Below are 15,744 nucleotides of genomic sequence, written 5' to 3'. Positions count from 1 at the left end.
CTGTGTCGTCGAACGGTGGAGGAAACAGGGAATGCCACAGCAGGTGCGCGGGGTGATCGCCCGGTCCGAGAACGCTCCGGTGGAGCTGACGGACATCGTGATCCCGGACCCCGGCCCGGGCGAGGTCGTCGTGTCGATCGCGGCCTGCGGGGTCTGCCACACGGATCTGACCTACCGCGAGGGCGGCATCAACGACGAGTTCCCGTTCCTGCTGGGGCACGAGGCCGCGGGCACCGTGGAAAGCGTCGGAGAGGGCGTGGATTCCGTGCGGCCGGGGGATTTCGTCGTCCTCAACTGGCGCGCGGTCTGCGGACAGTGCCGGGCCTGCAAACGCGGACGTCCGCAGTACTGCTTCGACACCTTCAACGCGACACAGAAGATGACGCTGACCGACGGCACCGAGCTGACGCCTGCGCTGGGCATCGGCGCGTTCGCGGACAAGACACTCGTCCACGCCGGACAGTGCACCAAGGTCGATCCCGCCGCGGACCCCGCCGTCGCGGGCCTGCTCGGCTGCGGCGTGATGGCCGGGCTCGGCGCGGCGGTCAACACCGGCGCCGTCGGCCGTGGCGACTCGGTCGCGGTCATCGGCTGCGGGGGCGTCGGTGACGCCGCCATCGCGGGGGCCCGGCTGGCGGGCGCGGGCACGATCATCGCGGTCGACCGGGACGAACGGAAGCTCACGTGGGCCCGCGAACTCGGCGCGACCCACACCGTCGACGCGAGTTCCACCGACACGGTCGCGGCGATCCAGGAACTGACCGGCGGTTTCGGCGCCGACGTCGTCATCGACGCGGTCGGCCGCCCGGAGACGTGGAAAGCGGCCTTCTACGCCCGCGATCTGGCGGGCACCGTGGTCCTGGTCGGCGTCCCGACCCCGGACATGCGGCTGGAGATGCCGCTGATCGACTTCTTCTCGCGCGGTGGCTCGCTGAAGTCGTCCTGGTACGGCGATTGCCTGCCGGAGCGGGACTTCCCGATGCTGATCGACCTGTACCTCCAGGGCCGGTTGCCGCTGGAGCGGTTCGTGACCGAGCGGATCGCGCTCGACGGTGTCGAGAAGGCCTTCCACGCCATGCACGCCGGTGAAGTGCTGCGTTCGGTGGTGATCCTGTGAGCGGGAACCTGCGGATCGAGCGCGTCGTCACCGCCGGGGTCTTCGAACTCGACGGCGGCAGCTGGGACGTCGACAACAACGTCTGGCTCGTCGGGGACGACGACGAGGTCGTGATCGTGGACGCCGCGCACGACGAGAAGACCATCACCGAGGCCGTGGGCGGCCGCAAGGTCGTCGCCGTCGTCTGCACCCACGGGCACAACGACCACGTCACCGTCGCTCCGCAGCTCGGCGAGCACCTGCACGCGCCCGTCGTTCTGCATCCGGGGGATCGGGAGCTGTGGGAGATGACCCATCCCGGCGTCAGTTTCCGGAGCACGGAGGACGGTGCACGGATCGCCGTCGCCGGTACGGAACTCGAGGTCATCCACACGCCGGGACACTCGCCCGGATCGGTTTGCCTGCATCTTCCCGAGGCCAAGGCGCTCTTCTCCGGGGACACGCTCTTCTCGGGCGGACCCGGCGCGACGGGACGCTCGTTCTCCGACTTCCCGACGATCATCTCCTCGATCAAGGAACGGCTCTTCGCCTTGCCCGAGGACACCAAGGTCCACACCGGGCACGGCCACCCCACCACGATCGGCGCCGAAGCCCCGCACCTGGCCGAATGGATCGCCCGCGGACACTGAACCGCCCGTCGCGCGACATTGATGTTTTCTTTACGGCTGGATCGGCGTTTCTTAGCGCTGGGTCGTTAGTGTCCGCGTCGGTGCGCGGCCGCCCTGTCCCGGGGAGATGGCGTGCGGGTACGTGCACGCGACACGGGGAGGCCAGGAGAATGACCGAGGTGCCGGAATACGCTGTTCCGGATCGGGTGGACAGTCCGGATCGGCAAGTGGCGCCGACGGGCAAGTTCGGCCGGTGGCTGATGGAGCACCGGGTGCAGCCGGTGGGGCCGGAAAGCCACGAGGAGCACACGACACCGCAATCGTGGTGGAAGGTCATGTGCCTGACCGGCGTGGACTATTTCTCCACGTTGTCGTATTTGCCCGGTATCGCGGCGCTGGCCGCGGGTGCGCTGTCGCCCCTGGCGACGTTGCTGATCGTTGCATTGACCCTGCTGGGGATGTTGCCGATGTACCGGCGGGTGGCGAAGGAGAGCCCGCACGGTCAGGGGTCGGTCGCGATGCTGGAGAACCTGCTGCCGTTCTGGCGCGGAAAGATCTTCGTGCTGGTACTGCTGGGTTTCGTCGCGACGTCGTGGATCATCACGATCACGCTGTCGTCGGCGGACGCCACGGTGCACGCGTTGGAGAACCCCATCACCCCGTCGTTCCTGCACGGGCACGAGGTGCTGATCACGGTGATCCTGCTGCTGATCCTGGGCGGGGTGTTCCTGCTCGGGTTCAGCGAGGCGGTCGGGGTCGCGATCCCGCTGGTCGCGATCTTCCTGGTGCTCAACGCCGTCGTCGTGGTCGCCGGGGTCGGCGAGGTGTTCACCGAACCCGGCGCGTTCGACCGCTGGATCGACGCGCTCACCTCAGGGGGAGGCGGGTTCGGCGGTGTCGTCGGCCCGGCGATCCTGGCGTTCCCGTTGCTGGTGCTCGGATTGTCCGGTTTCGAGACCGGTGTGAGCATGATGCCGCTGGTGGCGGCCAAGGGGGAGAACGCCGAACAGAAACTGGCGAACCGGATCCGCAACACCCGCAAGCTGCTCACCGCCGCCGCGCTGATCATGTCGGTGTACCTGATCGCGACGAGTTTCGTCACCACGGTCCTGATCCCGGCCGACGCGTTCAAACCGGGTGGTGAGGCGAACGGCCGGGCGCTGGCGTATCTCGCGCACGAGCTGCTGGGCGAATGGGTCGGTACCGCCTACGACATCAGCAGCATCCTGATCCTGTGGTTCGCCGGGGCGTCGGCGATGGCCGGGCTGATCAACATCGTGCCGCGTTATCTTCCCGCGTACGGGATGGCGCCGGACTGGGCCCGCGCGGTCCGTCCGGTGGTGCTGGTCTACACGGCGATCTGCGTCCTGGTGACGATCATCTTCAACGCCGACGTCAACGCCCAGGCCGGGGCGTACGCCACCGGGATCCTCGCGATGATGGTGTCGGCGTCGGTCGCGGTGGCGATCTCGGCGGCGAAGAAGCGGCAGCGCAAGGCCGCGATCGCGTTCGCCGTGCTGACGCTGATCCTGATCTACGCGTTGGTGGAGAACGTCATCGAGAAGCCCGACGGCCTCACGATCTCCGCGTTCTTCATCCTCGGGATCATCGTGGTGTCGCTGATCTCGCGGGTCACGCGCACCACGGAACTACGGGTGGAGCACATCGAATTCGACGAACCCGCCCGCCGGTTCGTCACCGATTCCATCGCCCACGACGGCGCGCTGACCATCATCGCGAACCGCCGCCAGGCCGGGGACGCCGACGAGTACCGGGCGAAGGAGGCCGAGCAGCGCGGCCTGAACCCGGTGCCGGGTGCCGCCGACGTCCTGTTCCTCGAGATCGACGTCATCGACCCGTCCGGGTTCAGCGACGTGCTGAAGGTCCGCGGTGTCGAGATCGAAGGTTTCCGTGTCCTGCGAGTGGAAAGCCCGGCGGCGCCGAACGCGATCGCGGCCGTCCTGCTCGCGTTGCGCGACGCCACCGGGGTGCGGCCGCAGTGTCACTTCGAATGGAGTGAGGGCAATCCGCTCGGGCACCTGTTCCGCTACCTGATCCTCGGCCGCGGCGACACCGCACCGGTGGTCCGCGAGATCATCCGCACCAGCGAACGCGATCCGGCGCTGCGGCCGGGCATCCACGTCGGCTGACGACGCAGTACTGGTCCGCGCGGCTCGGAAGGGGGCCGCGCGCTCAGTCGTCCGGGCCGCGCAAGGTCAGGACGACGCGGAGCACGTGTTCCACCGCGGCGGGGAACACGGCTCCGCGTAGTTCGCCCCGGCTCGCGAGGGTGTGCCCGGCGAAGTCCAGCATCCGGTCCTCGCCGAGCCGCCGGACGGTCAGTGTGGCCACTTCCTCGAGGTCGAGGCCGGGATTGTCCATCCGGGTCAGCGCGAACTCGATGAGCAGTTGCTCGTCCGTCATTCCGCACCTCCGCCTCGCCTAGAGGATACGGCGGCCGTGATCAGGACAGGACGCGTCCGAGGAAGTCCCGGATGAGGGCGGCGATCTCCGGGCCGTGCGTCTCCAGGGCGAAGTGCCCGGCGTCGAGAAGGTGCAACTCGGCGTCAGGCAGGTCGCGGAGGAAGGCACGGGCTCCGTCGGGGCCGAAGATCTCGTCGTGTTCGCCCCAGGTGATGAGCGTCGGCGGCCGGTGCTCGCGGAAGTACTCCTGGACGGCGGGGTAGACGTCGAGGTTGAACTGGTAGTCCCAGAACAACTGCAGTTGCACCTCCTTGTTCCCGGGACGGTCGAGGAGGGCCTGGTCGAGGGTCCAGGTGTCCGGGGAGAGCCGGTTCAGCCGGTCGGCGGGGACGCCGTGGGTGTACTGCCAGCGGGTCGCCGCGGGCTCCAGGAGTTCACGTACGGCCTCTTCGTGGGTTTCGCGGTCCTTGGCGTGGGCGAACAGGACGTCCCAGAACGGCGTGAAGCCGTCGACATAGGCGTTGCCGGACTGCACCAGCAGCGCGCTGACCCGCTCCGGGTGTCTGCTCGCGATGCGGAGCCCGATGGGCGCGCCGTAATCCTGGATGTAGAGGGCGAAGCGGTCCAAGCCGAGCGCGTCGAGGAGGCCGAGGGTGATCGCGGTCAGGTTCTCGAACGAGTACTCGAACCGGTCGACGGGCGGGGCGTCGGAGTGGCCGAAGCCGATGTGGTCGGGGGCGATGACGTGATAGCGGTCGGCCAGCGCGGGGATCAGCGTGCGGAACATCTGCGACGACGTGGGGAAACCGTGCAGCAGGACCACCGTCGGCGCGCTGGGGTCGCCGGCTTCCCGGTAGAAGACGCTCCGGCCGTCGATGGTCGCGGTGCGGTGGAAGACCTCGCCGGCGGACCGGGTGACTTCGGACATGACAGGTACTCCTTGGATCTAACCGTCTAAATATTTTTGAACGGTTAGACTCAAGCATGCGGCAATCTAACCTGTCAAGCGGTCGACGGAGGGTAGAATGGCTCTCGTGCTGCAACGTCCTCTGACCGGTGAACCCCTCGCGCTGGATCTGCTGAACACCACGTGGCCCGACCGTGGTGAGTGGCGCGACGTCTTCGACGAGCCCGGGGGAGTCGACGCATGGCTGGCCGAGCGAGGCCTGCCGGAGCCGCCGGGCGCGGAGAAACCCTTGCGCCATACGCGTTCCGTCCTGCGCGAGGTGCTCGAAAACCCCGGTGCTCCCGCCGAGAGTGCGCTGAACGAGGTGCTGGCGCGTGGGCGTCTGCGGCCGGAATTACGGGAGGGTGGCGTCGAAGAGGTGATCGAGGTCGACGACGCCGCCTGGCGGCCCGCGTGGCTCGCGGCATACGGCTACTTGGGCCTGCTTCGCACGCGTCCGGACCGGATCAAGCGGTGTTCGGCGTATCCGGCGTGCACGCTGTACTTCGACGACACGACGCGGAACGGCACCAGGCGGTGGTGCTCGATGGAAACCTGCGGCAACCGCGCGAAAGCCGCTCGGCACTATCGTCGGGAACAGTCGGTCTAGCGCCGGCCCGGCACGAATATCGAGGCGTATGGCGAACGGTTCTGACAGGTATTCATTGATCTGCGTCTGACCCTGTGTGTGAGCGGGATTCGCTCCGTTCCAGGCCGAGTCGAGCGTTGTTGATGAAGGATTTGGGACATTCACTGTCCCAAATCCTTCATCAACGAATCCATGCAGAGGAGCCAGGATGTTCAACGCCCCGAACCCCACTGGCTCGGCCCATGCCGGCGGGTAAGCCGTCGCCGCGGGCGAAGGCTCCCTTCGTCGCATCACACGCGGCGAAGGGAGCCTTCAGTCCACTTGTGGACTGCCACGGTCGCCTTGTCCCACGCATGAAATCCGGCAAAACGGGTAAAAGGCCGATATGACTGAGGGTCGAGTGGCGGTGTTCGCGCCGTCTCCGCAGCTGACGGTGACGGTGGAGGAACTGGACGGGGCGCCCGACGTCCACGTGCACGCGGGCGGGCAGGGAGTGTGGCAGTCGCGGATGATCGACGCCCTCGGCGCGCGGGCGGTGGTGTGCTGCGCGCTCGGCGGGGAGACCGGGCGGGTGCTGCGGCATCTGATCGGCGTCGACGCGGAGGTCCGCGAGGTCGCGGCTCGCAACGGCGCCTACGTGCACGACCGGCGTGACGGCCGCCGCGACGAGATGGTGCGGATGCCCGCGGACGCGCTGACCCGGCACGAACTCGACGATCTGTACGAGCTGACCCTGGTCCAGGCCTTGCGCGCGGACGTGGCCGTACTCAGCGGACCGGACGGGGACGACGTCCCGGTACCGCATTCGGTGTACGAGCGGCTCGCCCGCGATCTGGGTACGCACGGCACGCCGGTCGTGGTGGACCTCTCCGGGGAACGGCTCGCCAAGGCGCTCGCGGGAAATCCGGCGGTGATCAAGGTCAGCCACGAGGAGATGGTCGAGGACGGGCTGGCCGAGTCGGACTCACTGGCCGATCTCGCGGACGGGTGCCGTGAGCTGGCGTCGGGCGGTGCCCGGGCGGTCGTCGTGTCCCGCGCGGCCGAGGAGACACTCGCCTGCCTGGAAGGGCGGTTCGTCCTGGTGGAGTCGCCCGATCTGACGCCAGTCGACACCAGAGGCGGCGGGGATTCGATGACCGCGGGGCTCGCGGTCGGCCTGGCGCAAGGCCGGTCGTTGGAAGACGCCGTGAAGCTCGGGGCCGCGGCCGGCGCGATCAACGTGACACGACATGGTCTCGGTTCGGGTAGTGACGGCGCCGTACGGGAACTCACCGGACGCGTACGCCTGAAACCGTGGGAGGCCTCCTGATGCGTGCCCTGATCACCAACGACGACGGTATCGATTCGCCGGGCCTGGCGGCGCTGGCCCAAGGCGCCGTGGACCACGGCTGGACCGTGGTGGTCGCCGCGCCCGCGGCGGAGGCGAGCGGGACCAGCGCGGGCCTGACCGGCGCCGGGGGAGCGGGGCGGGTCGCGATCGAACGACGTGAGCTGCCCGGACTGGCCGGTGTCCCCGCCTTCGCCGTGGCCGCGCACCCCGGTCTGATCGCCTTGGCGGCGGCGCAGGGAACGTTCGGCGAAGCGCCGGAGATCGTGTTGTCCGGGGTGAACCACGGGGCGAACGTCGGGCGCGCGATCCTGCACTCGGGCACGGTGGGCGCGGCGCTGACGGCCTCGATCAACGGCGCGAGGGCGCTGGCGGTATCACTCGACGTGGGACTGGATCCCGGCCCGCGACCCCATTGGGACACCGCGGTCGCCGTCGCCGCGACCCTGTTCGACCGGCTGACGGAACTGCCCGCCGGTACGGTCCTGAACCTCAACGTGCCGGATCGCGCCGAGGCGGGACCGCCGAAACGTACCGGGCTGGCCGACTTCGGCGCGGTGCGCAGTCACATCCAGAACGGCGAGGACGGCGCGTTCACCCTGACCGCGGTCACGGTCGAGGGCGAGTTGTCGCCGGGCAGTGACGCCCGCCTGCTGAGCGAAGGCCACGCGACGGTGACCGCGCTGAACTCGGTCGCCGAAGATCCCGAACTGGACTGGTGACGTCCGGCGTTCTCACCGCCGGAACCAGCTCCGCCGCTTCACGGGGGTTTCCGGCCGCAGACCCAGACTTCCGGTCAGGAAGAAGGTCCCGTTCACGATGTTGCCGCGTGCGGGCGGCCGTTCGAGCTCGGTGGTCGCGATGGCGACGTCGAGTTCGATCGCCGCGATGGTGCGGACCCGGATCCGGTGGAATGCCGTGCCGGTGACGGTGTTCACGGGGGTTTCGACTTCGACGACCTCGCCGGCGAACAGCGCGTGGGCCGAGGGCACCCAGCCTGGCGCGGGTTCTCCCGGCGAGAAGGTGCCGGACGGGATGAAATGGTCGGCGGCGAATTCCAGTTCACCGTCCTGCGAGGCCGAGTACGCGTCGGCGTCGGCGTGCACGGTGACTTCCTCGGCCAGTGCAGCCAGCACCAGGGAGCCGGACTCGAGCCGCCCGCCGGAGTGGGCCAGGACCGCTCGGTCCTCCAGTTCGACCGCGATGGGGCAGATCATTTCCCCGCCGACACCGTCCAGCAGGTCGAGCATCGCGGTCTCGTCGTCGACGAGGCGAACGCCGCCCACGGGAACCGCGGGCGCTTTGCTTGCCAGACAAGGCAGAAGGAACTCGATCTGACCATTGTGGACCTGCGCGACCAGCCGGGCACCGGACGGATCGGTCCAGACGTGCTCGCTGATCTTCTTGGTGATCCGCCGGGCGGTGCCCGCGCCGATCAGGGAAACGACCCGTTCCCCGAACTCTTCCTGACTCGTGACGTCGATCCCGAGCGCCGCGAAGTGGCTGGACACGCTGGCTCCCCCTGTTTCCCGGTTCGGGTGGAGACTACTGGCCGGACCGGCCAAGGTCATCCGGATTTGCCCGGCCGCGGTGAATACTGGCCGCCATGAACCAGACCGCCCGCGAGTTCGCACGGTTGCGGCGCATCATCGAGCGGGAACTGCCCGGCACCGCACCGTTCCTGCCCGGCGCGTCCGAGCGGGACCTCGACCGGCTCGCCACCGAGACCGGGCTCGCCCTACCCGTCGAACTGTGTGACCTCCTGCGCGTGTCGGCGGGTCAAGACGACCCCGACCAACTGAACGGCCCGCTCAACTTCCACCATTTCCTGACCATCGACGAAATCATCGAGATGCACCGGATGCTCACCGAGGTGGTCAGCGACATGGCCGAACCCGTCGAGCAACCCGCCTGCCTCCGATGGACGGTGTGGTCGGAATCCTGGTTGCCGTTCCTTGCTTTCCAGGGCGATTGCTACTTCCTGGACCTGGATCCCGGCGAACTCGGCACCCTCGGACAGGTCGTGTCCCGCCCCAACGTGCCGGACCTCGGTGAGCCGATAGCGCCGTCGCTGGCCGCGTTCCTCGCCCGTGCCGCGGATCTCGTCGAAGCCGGACACGTCAAGGTCGAAGAAAGCACGCTCGTCCTTCTCGATCTTTATTGACCGGTATCTGCTTCGTTGCTGTCGTCTGCAAGGTGAGCCGACAACGTCCACCGCTACAAAACAGTGCAGCAACGGCCGAAGGACGATCGCACCATCGGTCGTCTCACCCTCGCGAGATCGGCTGACGGCTACGGTATGCGGATGAGCGTGTTGCCGGAGCAGCCTGTGGTTCACGAGGCGGGTATCCCGATGTACCTGGTACGCGAGAGGAGCGGGACGGTCGAGCAAGGCACCTGCGACTCGGTCGGCGGGTGGCCGATCCTTCCGGAGGGAGAGCCGTGGCCGGTGTGCTTCTGCGGCGAACGGATGGTGTTGTTCTTCCAGCTCGACATTCCGGTCGACGTCGCCGTGTTCGGCGGGGAGCACCTGTCGGTGTTCCAGTGCCCCGTGCACAACGACGCAGTCGGAACCGATGACGGGTCCGAGCGGTTGCCGGAGCGGTTCTGGGACCAGCCGCCAGGCATTGATCACAGTGAGGGCGCGTTCTGGCGGATCTTGCTTCACCGCGACGACACCGGCCCAGCCGGGGATGTGGAGCCGTACCTTCAACCGCGGCTGCTGGAGCTCACCCCGGCGACCGAGCGAATCACGGTGTGGTCGCTCGAAGACGTGCTGGTCGACGATCGGCCCGCGGATGAGGTGTTCGCCGCTCGGGGAAACGGGGTCGACGAGTTCAAGGTCGGCGGTGTCCCTTGCTGGGCGCAGGAACGCGAGAACTACACCTGTCCCTGCGGCGAGAAGCTGGTCTTCGTGTGCCAAGTGCCCGAGGACACCGGATTCGACAAGCACCTCGGCCAGCCCGCGCAGAACTTCACGTTCAACTCCGACCAGTACGGCCTGTTCCTCGGCAACATGCTCTACATCTTCGCGTGCCCGGCGCGTTGCCATCCCGCGGCGGCGTGGCCGGTGACCCAAAACTGACCATCCGGACGCGACAATCGGAAGATCGGATGTTGCAGGTGGAAGATCGCCATCTCGTCGAGCAGCCGTTCTGCTGGAGTATCGACATACCTGATCTGACTGCTGATGAGGCATCGCAGGTGGTTTCGGCCATCAAGAGCGGAGGGTTGGCTTCTGATCCATTAGTCGTCGACCCCGCTGCCTTCCTGACCCTTCATCTTGATCGTGAGTCAGTTGAAACGCTTTTGGCTGGATTGGCCACAGGTCCCGTCAACGCGGTTGCCGACAGCCTGAAGGAATCGTTTGAAGAGTGGTTGGCTTGGCGCGGAGTGTGATGGTGAATAGTTCGCAGCAGATAGTGGCGTGGGAATGATGATCAATCCCGATGCCGGTCTTCCGCGGGAGCAGCAGCGGTGGACATGGGCGTATCCGGTCGGCCCGCGCTGGTTGCTCTGTGGGGACGTCGGCTTCGGTGATTCCCATGACGATGTCCCGCTGGCGCTGTGTGTGGAAATCGAGGGACTGTTCGTAGACGCTCCCGCGGACGGGGTGGCAGCACCGGTGCCGGAAGTCAGGCTCCTCGGTTGCCGGCCGGAACAGGCGTTCCTGGACGCGCTCGGCGCGTTGGGGCAATCGTCCAAAGCCGGCCTGCGCCGCCGCCGGATCCGTGGCGAGGTCCATGCGGTCGCCGCCGATGGTTCCGCCGGCCTGGTGATCGGCGCTGTGGTGTCCGGAACGGTCGATGCGGCCGGTCCGTCGCGGCTCGGCGCCGGACTTCTGGACGTGACGGTCGATGTGGGCGCCAGGGAGCCGTTGCCGATGGGGCTCCTTGACATCCTGGAACAGTGGCGCACCGGACGGCCGTCCCGGCGGAACCTGTGGGCCGGCTACGACAGAGACCTGCGGCACCGGTGGGCCGGGGTGGCGCTCGGACACACGTCCAGCGCACCTGATGGACCACCCGGCACCACCTACGACCTCGACGGCCGGTTCGTGACCGACATCGAGGGCTTCTACTGCGCGCTCGGCGAAGCGATCAACGGCCCAGGCGGGTACTTCGGCTGGAACCTCGGCGCCCTGGAAGACTGCCTCCGCGGAGGTTTCGGCGCGCAGACCCCGTTTCACCTGGTGTGGCACGACTCGGCCGTCGCCCGCGAACATCTGGTTGCCGACTACGACCGGCGTCGGCAGGGCCCGGCGATCACCCTCGAATACCTCCTGGACATGCTCACGACGCACCGCATCGAGATCGACCTGCGCTGAGCCGCGAGAAACCGTCCCATGCCGCTACGAGCACCTTCAGGCAGGCGCCACACGCGGGCCGACGTGCGAACCCCATCCCAGCACACCCGAATGACTGATTCTGTTTCGGACTATCGCTATCTGGCTTCCTGCAAATCAAAATGGGGTCACGGGTCCACAAAGCACGAAACCGACCCAGCCGCCCACCGGAAGGCACGAAAGCCGTGACCAACCTCCGCACAATGGCCACCGTTTGCTCGGCGGTACTGGCCGCCGCCCTGCTGACCGCCCAGCCTGCCTCGGCGGTGATCGACTCGCCGATTGTCAGCGCGTTGAACGGCCAATGTCTCGACGCGCACGGCAACGGGCCCAAGGTCACGCCCAAAGGCGCGAAAGCCATCCAGTGGCCTTGTCATGGGGACACCAACCAGCTGTGGCACTTCTCCCAGGACTTCAACCGGGAGAACACCTTTCAACTACAGGTCAGAAGCGGAAACTCCAAGTGCCTTGACGTAACCGACAAGAGCACCGCCGCCGGGGCCGAAATCCACCTCTGGGACTGCCGATCCGATTCCGGCGGCAGCCAGTTGTGGCAGTTCCGCCACATCCGTTCCGAGGGCGGCTGGCACTACCACTACATCCAGAACGTACGGTCGGGTAAGTGCCTGGACATACCTGGCAGCTCCACCAGCAGCGGGGTCCAGCTCATCCAGTGGCCGTGCAGCCTCGCGGCGCGCAACCAGGTCTGGCGCAACCGGGCCTGACCAGAGCCCCTTCTGCATGGGTAGCCACGGCATGCCAGCTGATCCGGCGATTTCCGTTTGTCTAGGGTTGAGGTATGGGGGACACGCTGGGCGATGTGAACTGGTCGCGGCTCGAGCACAATTACGGCAACGCGGCGGATGTCCCGGCGTTGCTCCGCGGCTGTGCGAGCCCGGATGTGGAGACGGCGTCGGACTCGCTTTTCGACCTGTCGAACAAGCTTTTCCATCAGGGCGGATGGGTGTGCTCGGCGGCGTCGGCCGCGCTGCCCGGTCTGGTGGATCTCGCTGGTGATCCGGCCGTCCATGAGCGGCACGAGGTGGTTGAGCTGATCAGCTGGCTGGCTGGTGAGGCGGTCGAGGTTTCCGAGCGGTTCGTCGACCCTGGTTGGCGGCCGGCGCTGGACAGGGTGAGACCACGACTGCTCGCGTTGCTGGACGACGCGGATCCGGCCGTTCGGCGCGCGGCGATTTCGCTCGTCGCTGACGGTATCCGTCACCCGGAGTCGATCGCGATGCTGCGTCGCCGGTGGACGGTGGAGACCGATCGCACGATCCGGATCGATCTCGTGGGCGCGTTGGGCGTGGTGTTCGCCTGGTCGCAGGACGAGGAAACAGGGGAGTGCCTGCACGCGCTGGTGACCGATGACGACCCATTGACCGGGCTGGCCGCCGTCCACGCTCTCGCCGTGTCCGATCCCGCCGTCGCCACGGACAAGGTCAGCCTTCTCCTATCCGGGGTGTTGAACGCCGAGACCGAGCAGTACCGGGATTCCGAATGGGTCGGCCATGGCCCGGAGGCTCTCGTCCACAAGACCGGGAGTTTGCTGCTCGGCGATCCGGTCGCGGCGACCGCGTTCGCTCGCGGCGTCGCTCGTTCCGGTGACGCGGCGAAGCGAGTCGCCGCGCTCATGCATGTTCAACAGGTGCTGTCCATGTGGCGCACCACCACCGAAGAGTTGCTTCCCGTGCTGGCCGCGCACCTCGACGACGAGTCACCCGAAGCGCGTTACCGGGCGGCTGCCTTGCTCGCCTGCGTGGGCGAGAGAGGAGCGCCGTACGCCGAGCAGTTGATCGCCCGCACCACCGATCACTCGGTGCGGGGCTCTCGTACCGCGACGACCGTGGGCGATGCCGCGGTGTGGGCATTGGCCAGGCAGGATCATCCAGGCTGCGTACCGGGTCTGGTGAAGCGGCTTTCCGGCAGCCGCCTCGGGTTCAGCCCTGCGGGCTCCTACCACGACAGGACCATTCCGAGTTTGGAGCAGCCGGCGATCGGTGAGGTGCTGATCCCGTTGCGTGGACACGTCGATGCCCTTCTGGACGCCGTCATCGCCCGGCTGGCCAAAGCCCGCCGCGACGCCATACTCGCGCTGAACCTGTGCCAGGTGATCGCGGCCTGGGGGCCGAGCGCGGCGGCTTCCTTACCCGTCGTCATCCGATTCCTCGACGACGAGAAGGTCCGGCCCGCGGCCGCGAAAGCCATCGGTGCCATGGGGCCCGCCGCTGTCGGTGCGGCGGACGCGTTACGTCGCCACGCGAGCGAGCCGGCTGTGGCATGGGCGCTGTGGCGCACTGGTGCCGATCCCGAGACGGCCGTCGCGGTGCTGACGGATCATGTCGCCCGGCCGGGCTTGTGGCACACGACGATCGCACTTCTGGCTGACCTCGGCCCACAAGCCGTGTCGTGCGTCGACGAACTCCGTTCCTTGAGCCGTTCCGCCAACGACTGGACTCGTACCAAAGCCGCCTACGCTTTGGCGCGGATCACCGGCGATCCGACCGAGCCGGTGACCATCCTGACCGACTTGGCCTTCCCGCTCGCGCACGGCGACTGCCTGCCTGTCCGAATCGCCGCGCTGCGCCACCTCGCTGACCTCCAAGCGACCGATGATCGAGTGCGCGAGCTGGCGCAGGCCGTCGTCAACAGCGAACGGCGGCTCGCCTGTTTCGGCGGATGGCGCTCCTTCACCGAGGACGAACAGGCGTACACCGCCGCGACCGCACTGCTGGTCGGCTGATCACCGGCCTTTCAAAAGCAAGAGAACCTCAGCCGTGTCACGCCAGAACGCCGCCCGGAGGGTGGCTCAGGTCGGTTCGGGGGAGCGTCTGGGATCCCGTTCGGGCATGGCTGCCTCGACGCGCTCCATCAGCAGCGCGAAGGACATGAGCAGCAGCGGGATCACCAGCACCATCCACATGATCCTTCTAGTACCCGGATCGGCCGAAACGCAATCGCGCCATCGATCTGACGGGAGTCAGTGTCCTGGGGTGGCGAAGCAGGCGCGGACGGTCGTGCCGTGTGGGCCGGTGTGGACTCGGACGAGGTCGGAGAGGTGGTTGATGAGCAGGAGTCCTCGGCCTCGTATCTGTCCTGCGGGGGCGGGTTGCCGTCCGGCGAGCGGGTCGGTCAGGTGGCCGGCGTCGTGGACTTCGCAGACCAGCAGGCTGTCCTCCGGCCAGATCGCGAGCCGTCCTTGCCCGCCGCCGTGGTCGACGCTGTTGGCGACGAGTTCGGCGACCACGAGTTCGACGCCTTCCACTCGCTCGTCGGTGAGACCGGCCCGGCGTGCCTGGTCGCGGGCCATCGCGCGGGCTTGGGCCAGGGAGACGGTGTCACCGGTGACGGCGTCGAGGGCGGTGTGCCGGGAGGGTTCGATGGGCGCGGGATCGGGCAGAGGGGTGTTGTAGCCGTCGATGATGCGGCCGGGGTCGTAGCCGCTGCTGGCGCGTTCGCCGGTGGAGTCGATCAGGAGCGGGTGGGTGGCTTCGGCGTCGGTGAGTGCGCGGGCGTCGAGGCGGGTGACGTCGTAGGGGCAGAGGATGGTGACCTCGCGGCCGGTGAACGCGAGGTTGATCAGCGCTTCGTGCTGGGCGCAGGCCGGATATTCGAGCTCGGACCGTTCCGCCCAGATGGGCTCGCCGATGATGCGGACGTGCCGGCCGGGATAGGCGTCGGCGAACGCCCGGAGGACGCCGGGGATGATGCGGCCGGGGTTGCGGCCTTCCTCGGTCATGTCCAGCAGCCGCACTCGTTCGGCGTCCTGGCCCAGCGCGGTGCGCAGGAGTTCCAGGTTGGGACCAGGCACGGAGACCGCGACCGGTTCGCCGCGGTCCAGGCCTTGCCGGATGAAGGGGACGGTGCCCGCGAGGTAGTCGTCCTGTCCGCGGTAGAACAGCGCGGGGTGGACGAACGGGTCGGTGCCCGCGGTCTCGGTGGTCGGGCTCATCACGGGCGCATACCCTCGTTCAGGAGTTTCATGTACTCCTCGGCCCAGAAGAGGCGCAGCACTTTCCGTACGGGTTCGGGCGCGTGCCGGACGGTCAGCGAGCGCGGCGGCCGGATCCGGCGGGCGGCGTCGACCAGGGCACTCACTCCTCGCACGTCGGCGAACGCCAGCCGGGACAGGTCGATCGTCCCGCCACCGGCCGCCACCAGCATGTCCAACCTCTGCTCCCACCTCGGCCGGGTCGCCGGGTCGATCACGCCGATGACCTGTATCCCGGACGTGCCGGTCAGGTCCACGATCCGCAACCCGGCCCCGTCCGGTCGCTCGTGGCCGCTGACCGTGGTGTGTTCCACGTCCGTGCCCTTCAGCCGATGCCTTCCTTCTTGCCTGAAGCGTAGTGCTCCGCGATTCTGCTTGTTCGTCGAGGAGCTGTGAC

The 15,744-nt window shown here is 67.8% G+C and carries 17 protein-coding genes; 12 read left to right on the top strand and 5 right to left on the bottom strand.

What is annotated here, in order from left to right; translation table 11 throughout:
* Positions 1–31: 31 nt before the first annotated feature.
* From ED92_RS17370 to ED92_RS17360, 3 genes are all read left to right on the top strand, one after another.
* Positions 32–1,117, top strand: a complete 1,086-nt coding sequence (locus ED92_RS17370; protein WP_037339183.1) for an S-(hydroxymethyl)mycothiol dehydrogenase — start codon at positions 32–34, stop codon at positions 1,115–1,117.
* Complete coding sequence (locus tag ED92_RS17365) at positions 1,114–1,746, top strand: MBL fold metallo-hydrolase (RefSeq protein ID WP_037339181.1); 633 nt, start codon at positions 1,114–1,116, stop codon at positions 1,744–1,746. Before ED92_RS17370 ends, ED92_RS17365 begins: the two co-directional genes overlap by 4 nt.
* A 149-nt stretch (positions 1,747–1,895) precedes the next feature.
* Complete coding sequence (locus ED92_RS17360; protein WP_037339179.1) at positions 1,896–3,875, top strand: hypothetical protein; 1,980 nt, start codon at positions 1,896–1,898, stop codon at positions 3,873–3,875.
* A 43-nt stretch (positions 3,876–3,918) separates the two neighbouring features.
* On the opposite strand, the gene ED92_RS17355 is transcribed toward ED92_RS17360, so the two are convergent.
* Positions 3,919–4,149 carry a hypothetical protein gene (locus ED92_RS17355; protein ID WP_037339177.1) on the bottom strand — a complete coding sequence of 77 codons (231 nt, stop codon included), beginning with the start codon at positions 4,147–4,149 and terminating at the stop codon, positions 3,919–3,921.
* Between the two features lie 40 nt (positions 4,150–4,189).
* Positions 4,190–5,077, bottom strand: a complete 888-nt coding sequence (locus tag ED92_RS17350; RefSeq protein ID WP_037339174.1) for an alpha/beta fold hydrolase — start codon at positions 5,075–5,077, stop codon at positions 4,190–4,192.
* A gap of 97 nt (positions 5,078–5,174) precedes the next feature.
* Here ED92_RS17350 and ED92_RS17345 point away from each other — a divergent pair, with 97 nt between their 5' ends.
* From ED92_RS17345 to surE, 3 genes are all read left to right on the top strand, one after another.
* A complete protein-coding gene (locus ED92_RS17345; RefSeq protein WP_037339172.1) occupies positions 5,175–5,705 on the top strand; it encodes a CGNR zinc finger domain-containing protein in 531 nt (176 codons plus the stop codon).
* 364 nt (positions 5,706–6,069) lie between these two features.
* Positions 6,070–6,993, top strand: a complete 924-nt coding sequence (locus ED92_RS17340) for a 1-phosphofructokinase family hexose kinase (protein WP_037339170.1) — start codon at positions 6,070–6,072, stop codon at positions 6,991–6,993.
* On the top strand, positions 6,993–7,733 hold the full coding sequence (surE, locus tag ED92_RS17335; RefSeq protein ID WP_037340256.1) for a 5'/3'-nucleotidase SurE: 741 nt from the start codon (positions 6,993–6,995) through the stop codon (positions 7,731–7,733). Before ED92_RS17340 ends, surE begins: the two co-directional genes overlap by 1 nt.
* Before the next feature lie 12 nt (positions 7,734–7,745).
* Here surE and ED92_RS17330 read toward each other — a convergent pair whose 3' ends face one another.
* Positions 7,746–8,522 carry a hypothetical protein gene (locus tag ED92_RS17330; RefSeq protein ID WP_037339168.1) on the bottom strand — a complete coding sequence of 259 codons (777 nt, stop codon included), beginning with the start codon at positions 8,520–8,522 and terminating at the stop codon, positions 7,746–7,748.
* A 95-nt stretch (positions 8,523–8,617) separates the two neighbouring features.
* Between ED92_RS17330 and ED92_RS17325 the strand changes: the two genes are divergently transcribed.
* The 6 genes from ED92_RS17325 to ED92_RS17305 all read left to right on the top strand — a co-directional run bounded on the left by ED92_RS17325 (position 8,618) and on the right by ED92_RS17305 (position 14,099).
* Entirely contained in the window at positions 8,618–9,175 is a 558-nt protein-coding gene (locus tag ED92_RS17325) for an SMI1/KNR4 family protein (RefSeq protein ID WP_037339165.1), read from the top strand.
* A 141-nt stretch (positions 9,176–9,316) separates the two neighbouring features.
* Positions 9,317–10,096, top strand: a complete 780-nt coding sequence (locus ED92_RS17320; protein WP_081975861.1) for a hypothetical protein — start codon at positions 9,317–9,319, stop codon at positions 10,094–10,096.
* A 29-nt stretch (positions 10,097–10,125) separates the two neighbouring features.
* Positions 10,126–10,410, top strand: coding sequence for a hypothetical protein (locus tag ED92_RS42510; RefSeq protein WP_161791116.1), 285 nt, complete (start codon positions 10,126–10,128; stop codon positions 10,408–10,410).
* 37 nt (positions 10,411–10,447) lie between these two features.
* Positions 10,448–11,338, top strand: a complete 891-nt coding sequence (locus tag ED92_RS17315) for a barstar family protein (RefSeq protein ID WP_235213305.1) — start codon at positions 10,448–10,450, stop codon at positions 11,336–11,338.
* Between the two features lie 221 nt (positions 11,339–11,559).
* The gene (locus tag ED92_RS41390; protein WP_052120640.1) at positions 11,560–12,081 is read left to right on the top strand and encodes an RICIN domain-containing protein; all 522 of its coding nucleotides are present in this window, start codon (positions 11,560–11,562) and stop codon (positions 12,079–12,081) included.
* A 74-nt stretch (positions 12,082–12,155) separates the two neighbouring features.
* Complete coding sequence (locus ED92_RS17305) at positions 12,156–14,099, top strand: HEAT repeat domain-containing protein (RefSeq protein WP_037339160.1); 1,944 nt, start codon at positions 12,156–12,158, stop codon at positions 14,097–14,099.
* 237 nt (positions 14,100–14,336) lie between these two features.
* Here the strand turns inward: ED92_RS17305 and ED92_RS17300 are convergent, their stop codons facing one another.
* Complete coding sequence (locus tag ED92_RS17300; RefSeq protein ID WP_037339157.1) at positions 14,337–15,308, bottom strand: sensor histidine kinase; 972 nt, start codon at positions 15,306–15,308, stop codon at positions 14,337–14,339.
* A complete protein-coding gene (locus ED92_RS17295) occupies positions 15,308–15,661 on the bottom strand; it encodes an STAS domain-containing protein (RefSeq protein WP_052120638.1) in 354 nt (117 codons plus the stop codon). The genes ED92_RS17300 and ED92_RS17295 overlap by 1 nt, the downstream gene beginning before the upstream one ends.
* Between the last annotated feature and the right edge of the window lie 83 nt (positions 15,662–15,744).

It is taken from the genome of Amycolatopsis sp. MJM2582 (assembly GCF_000754115.1).
In the GTDB taxonomy this organism is placed as follows: Bacteria; Actinomycetota; Actinomycetes; order Mycobacteriales; family Pseudonocardiaceae; genus Amycolatopsis; species Amycolatopsis japonica.
This window is presented reverse-complemented; position numbering and strand designations above follow the sequence as displayed.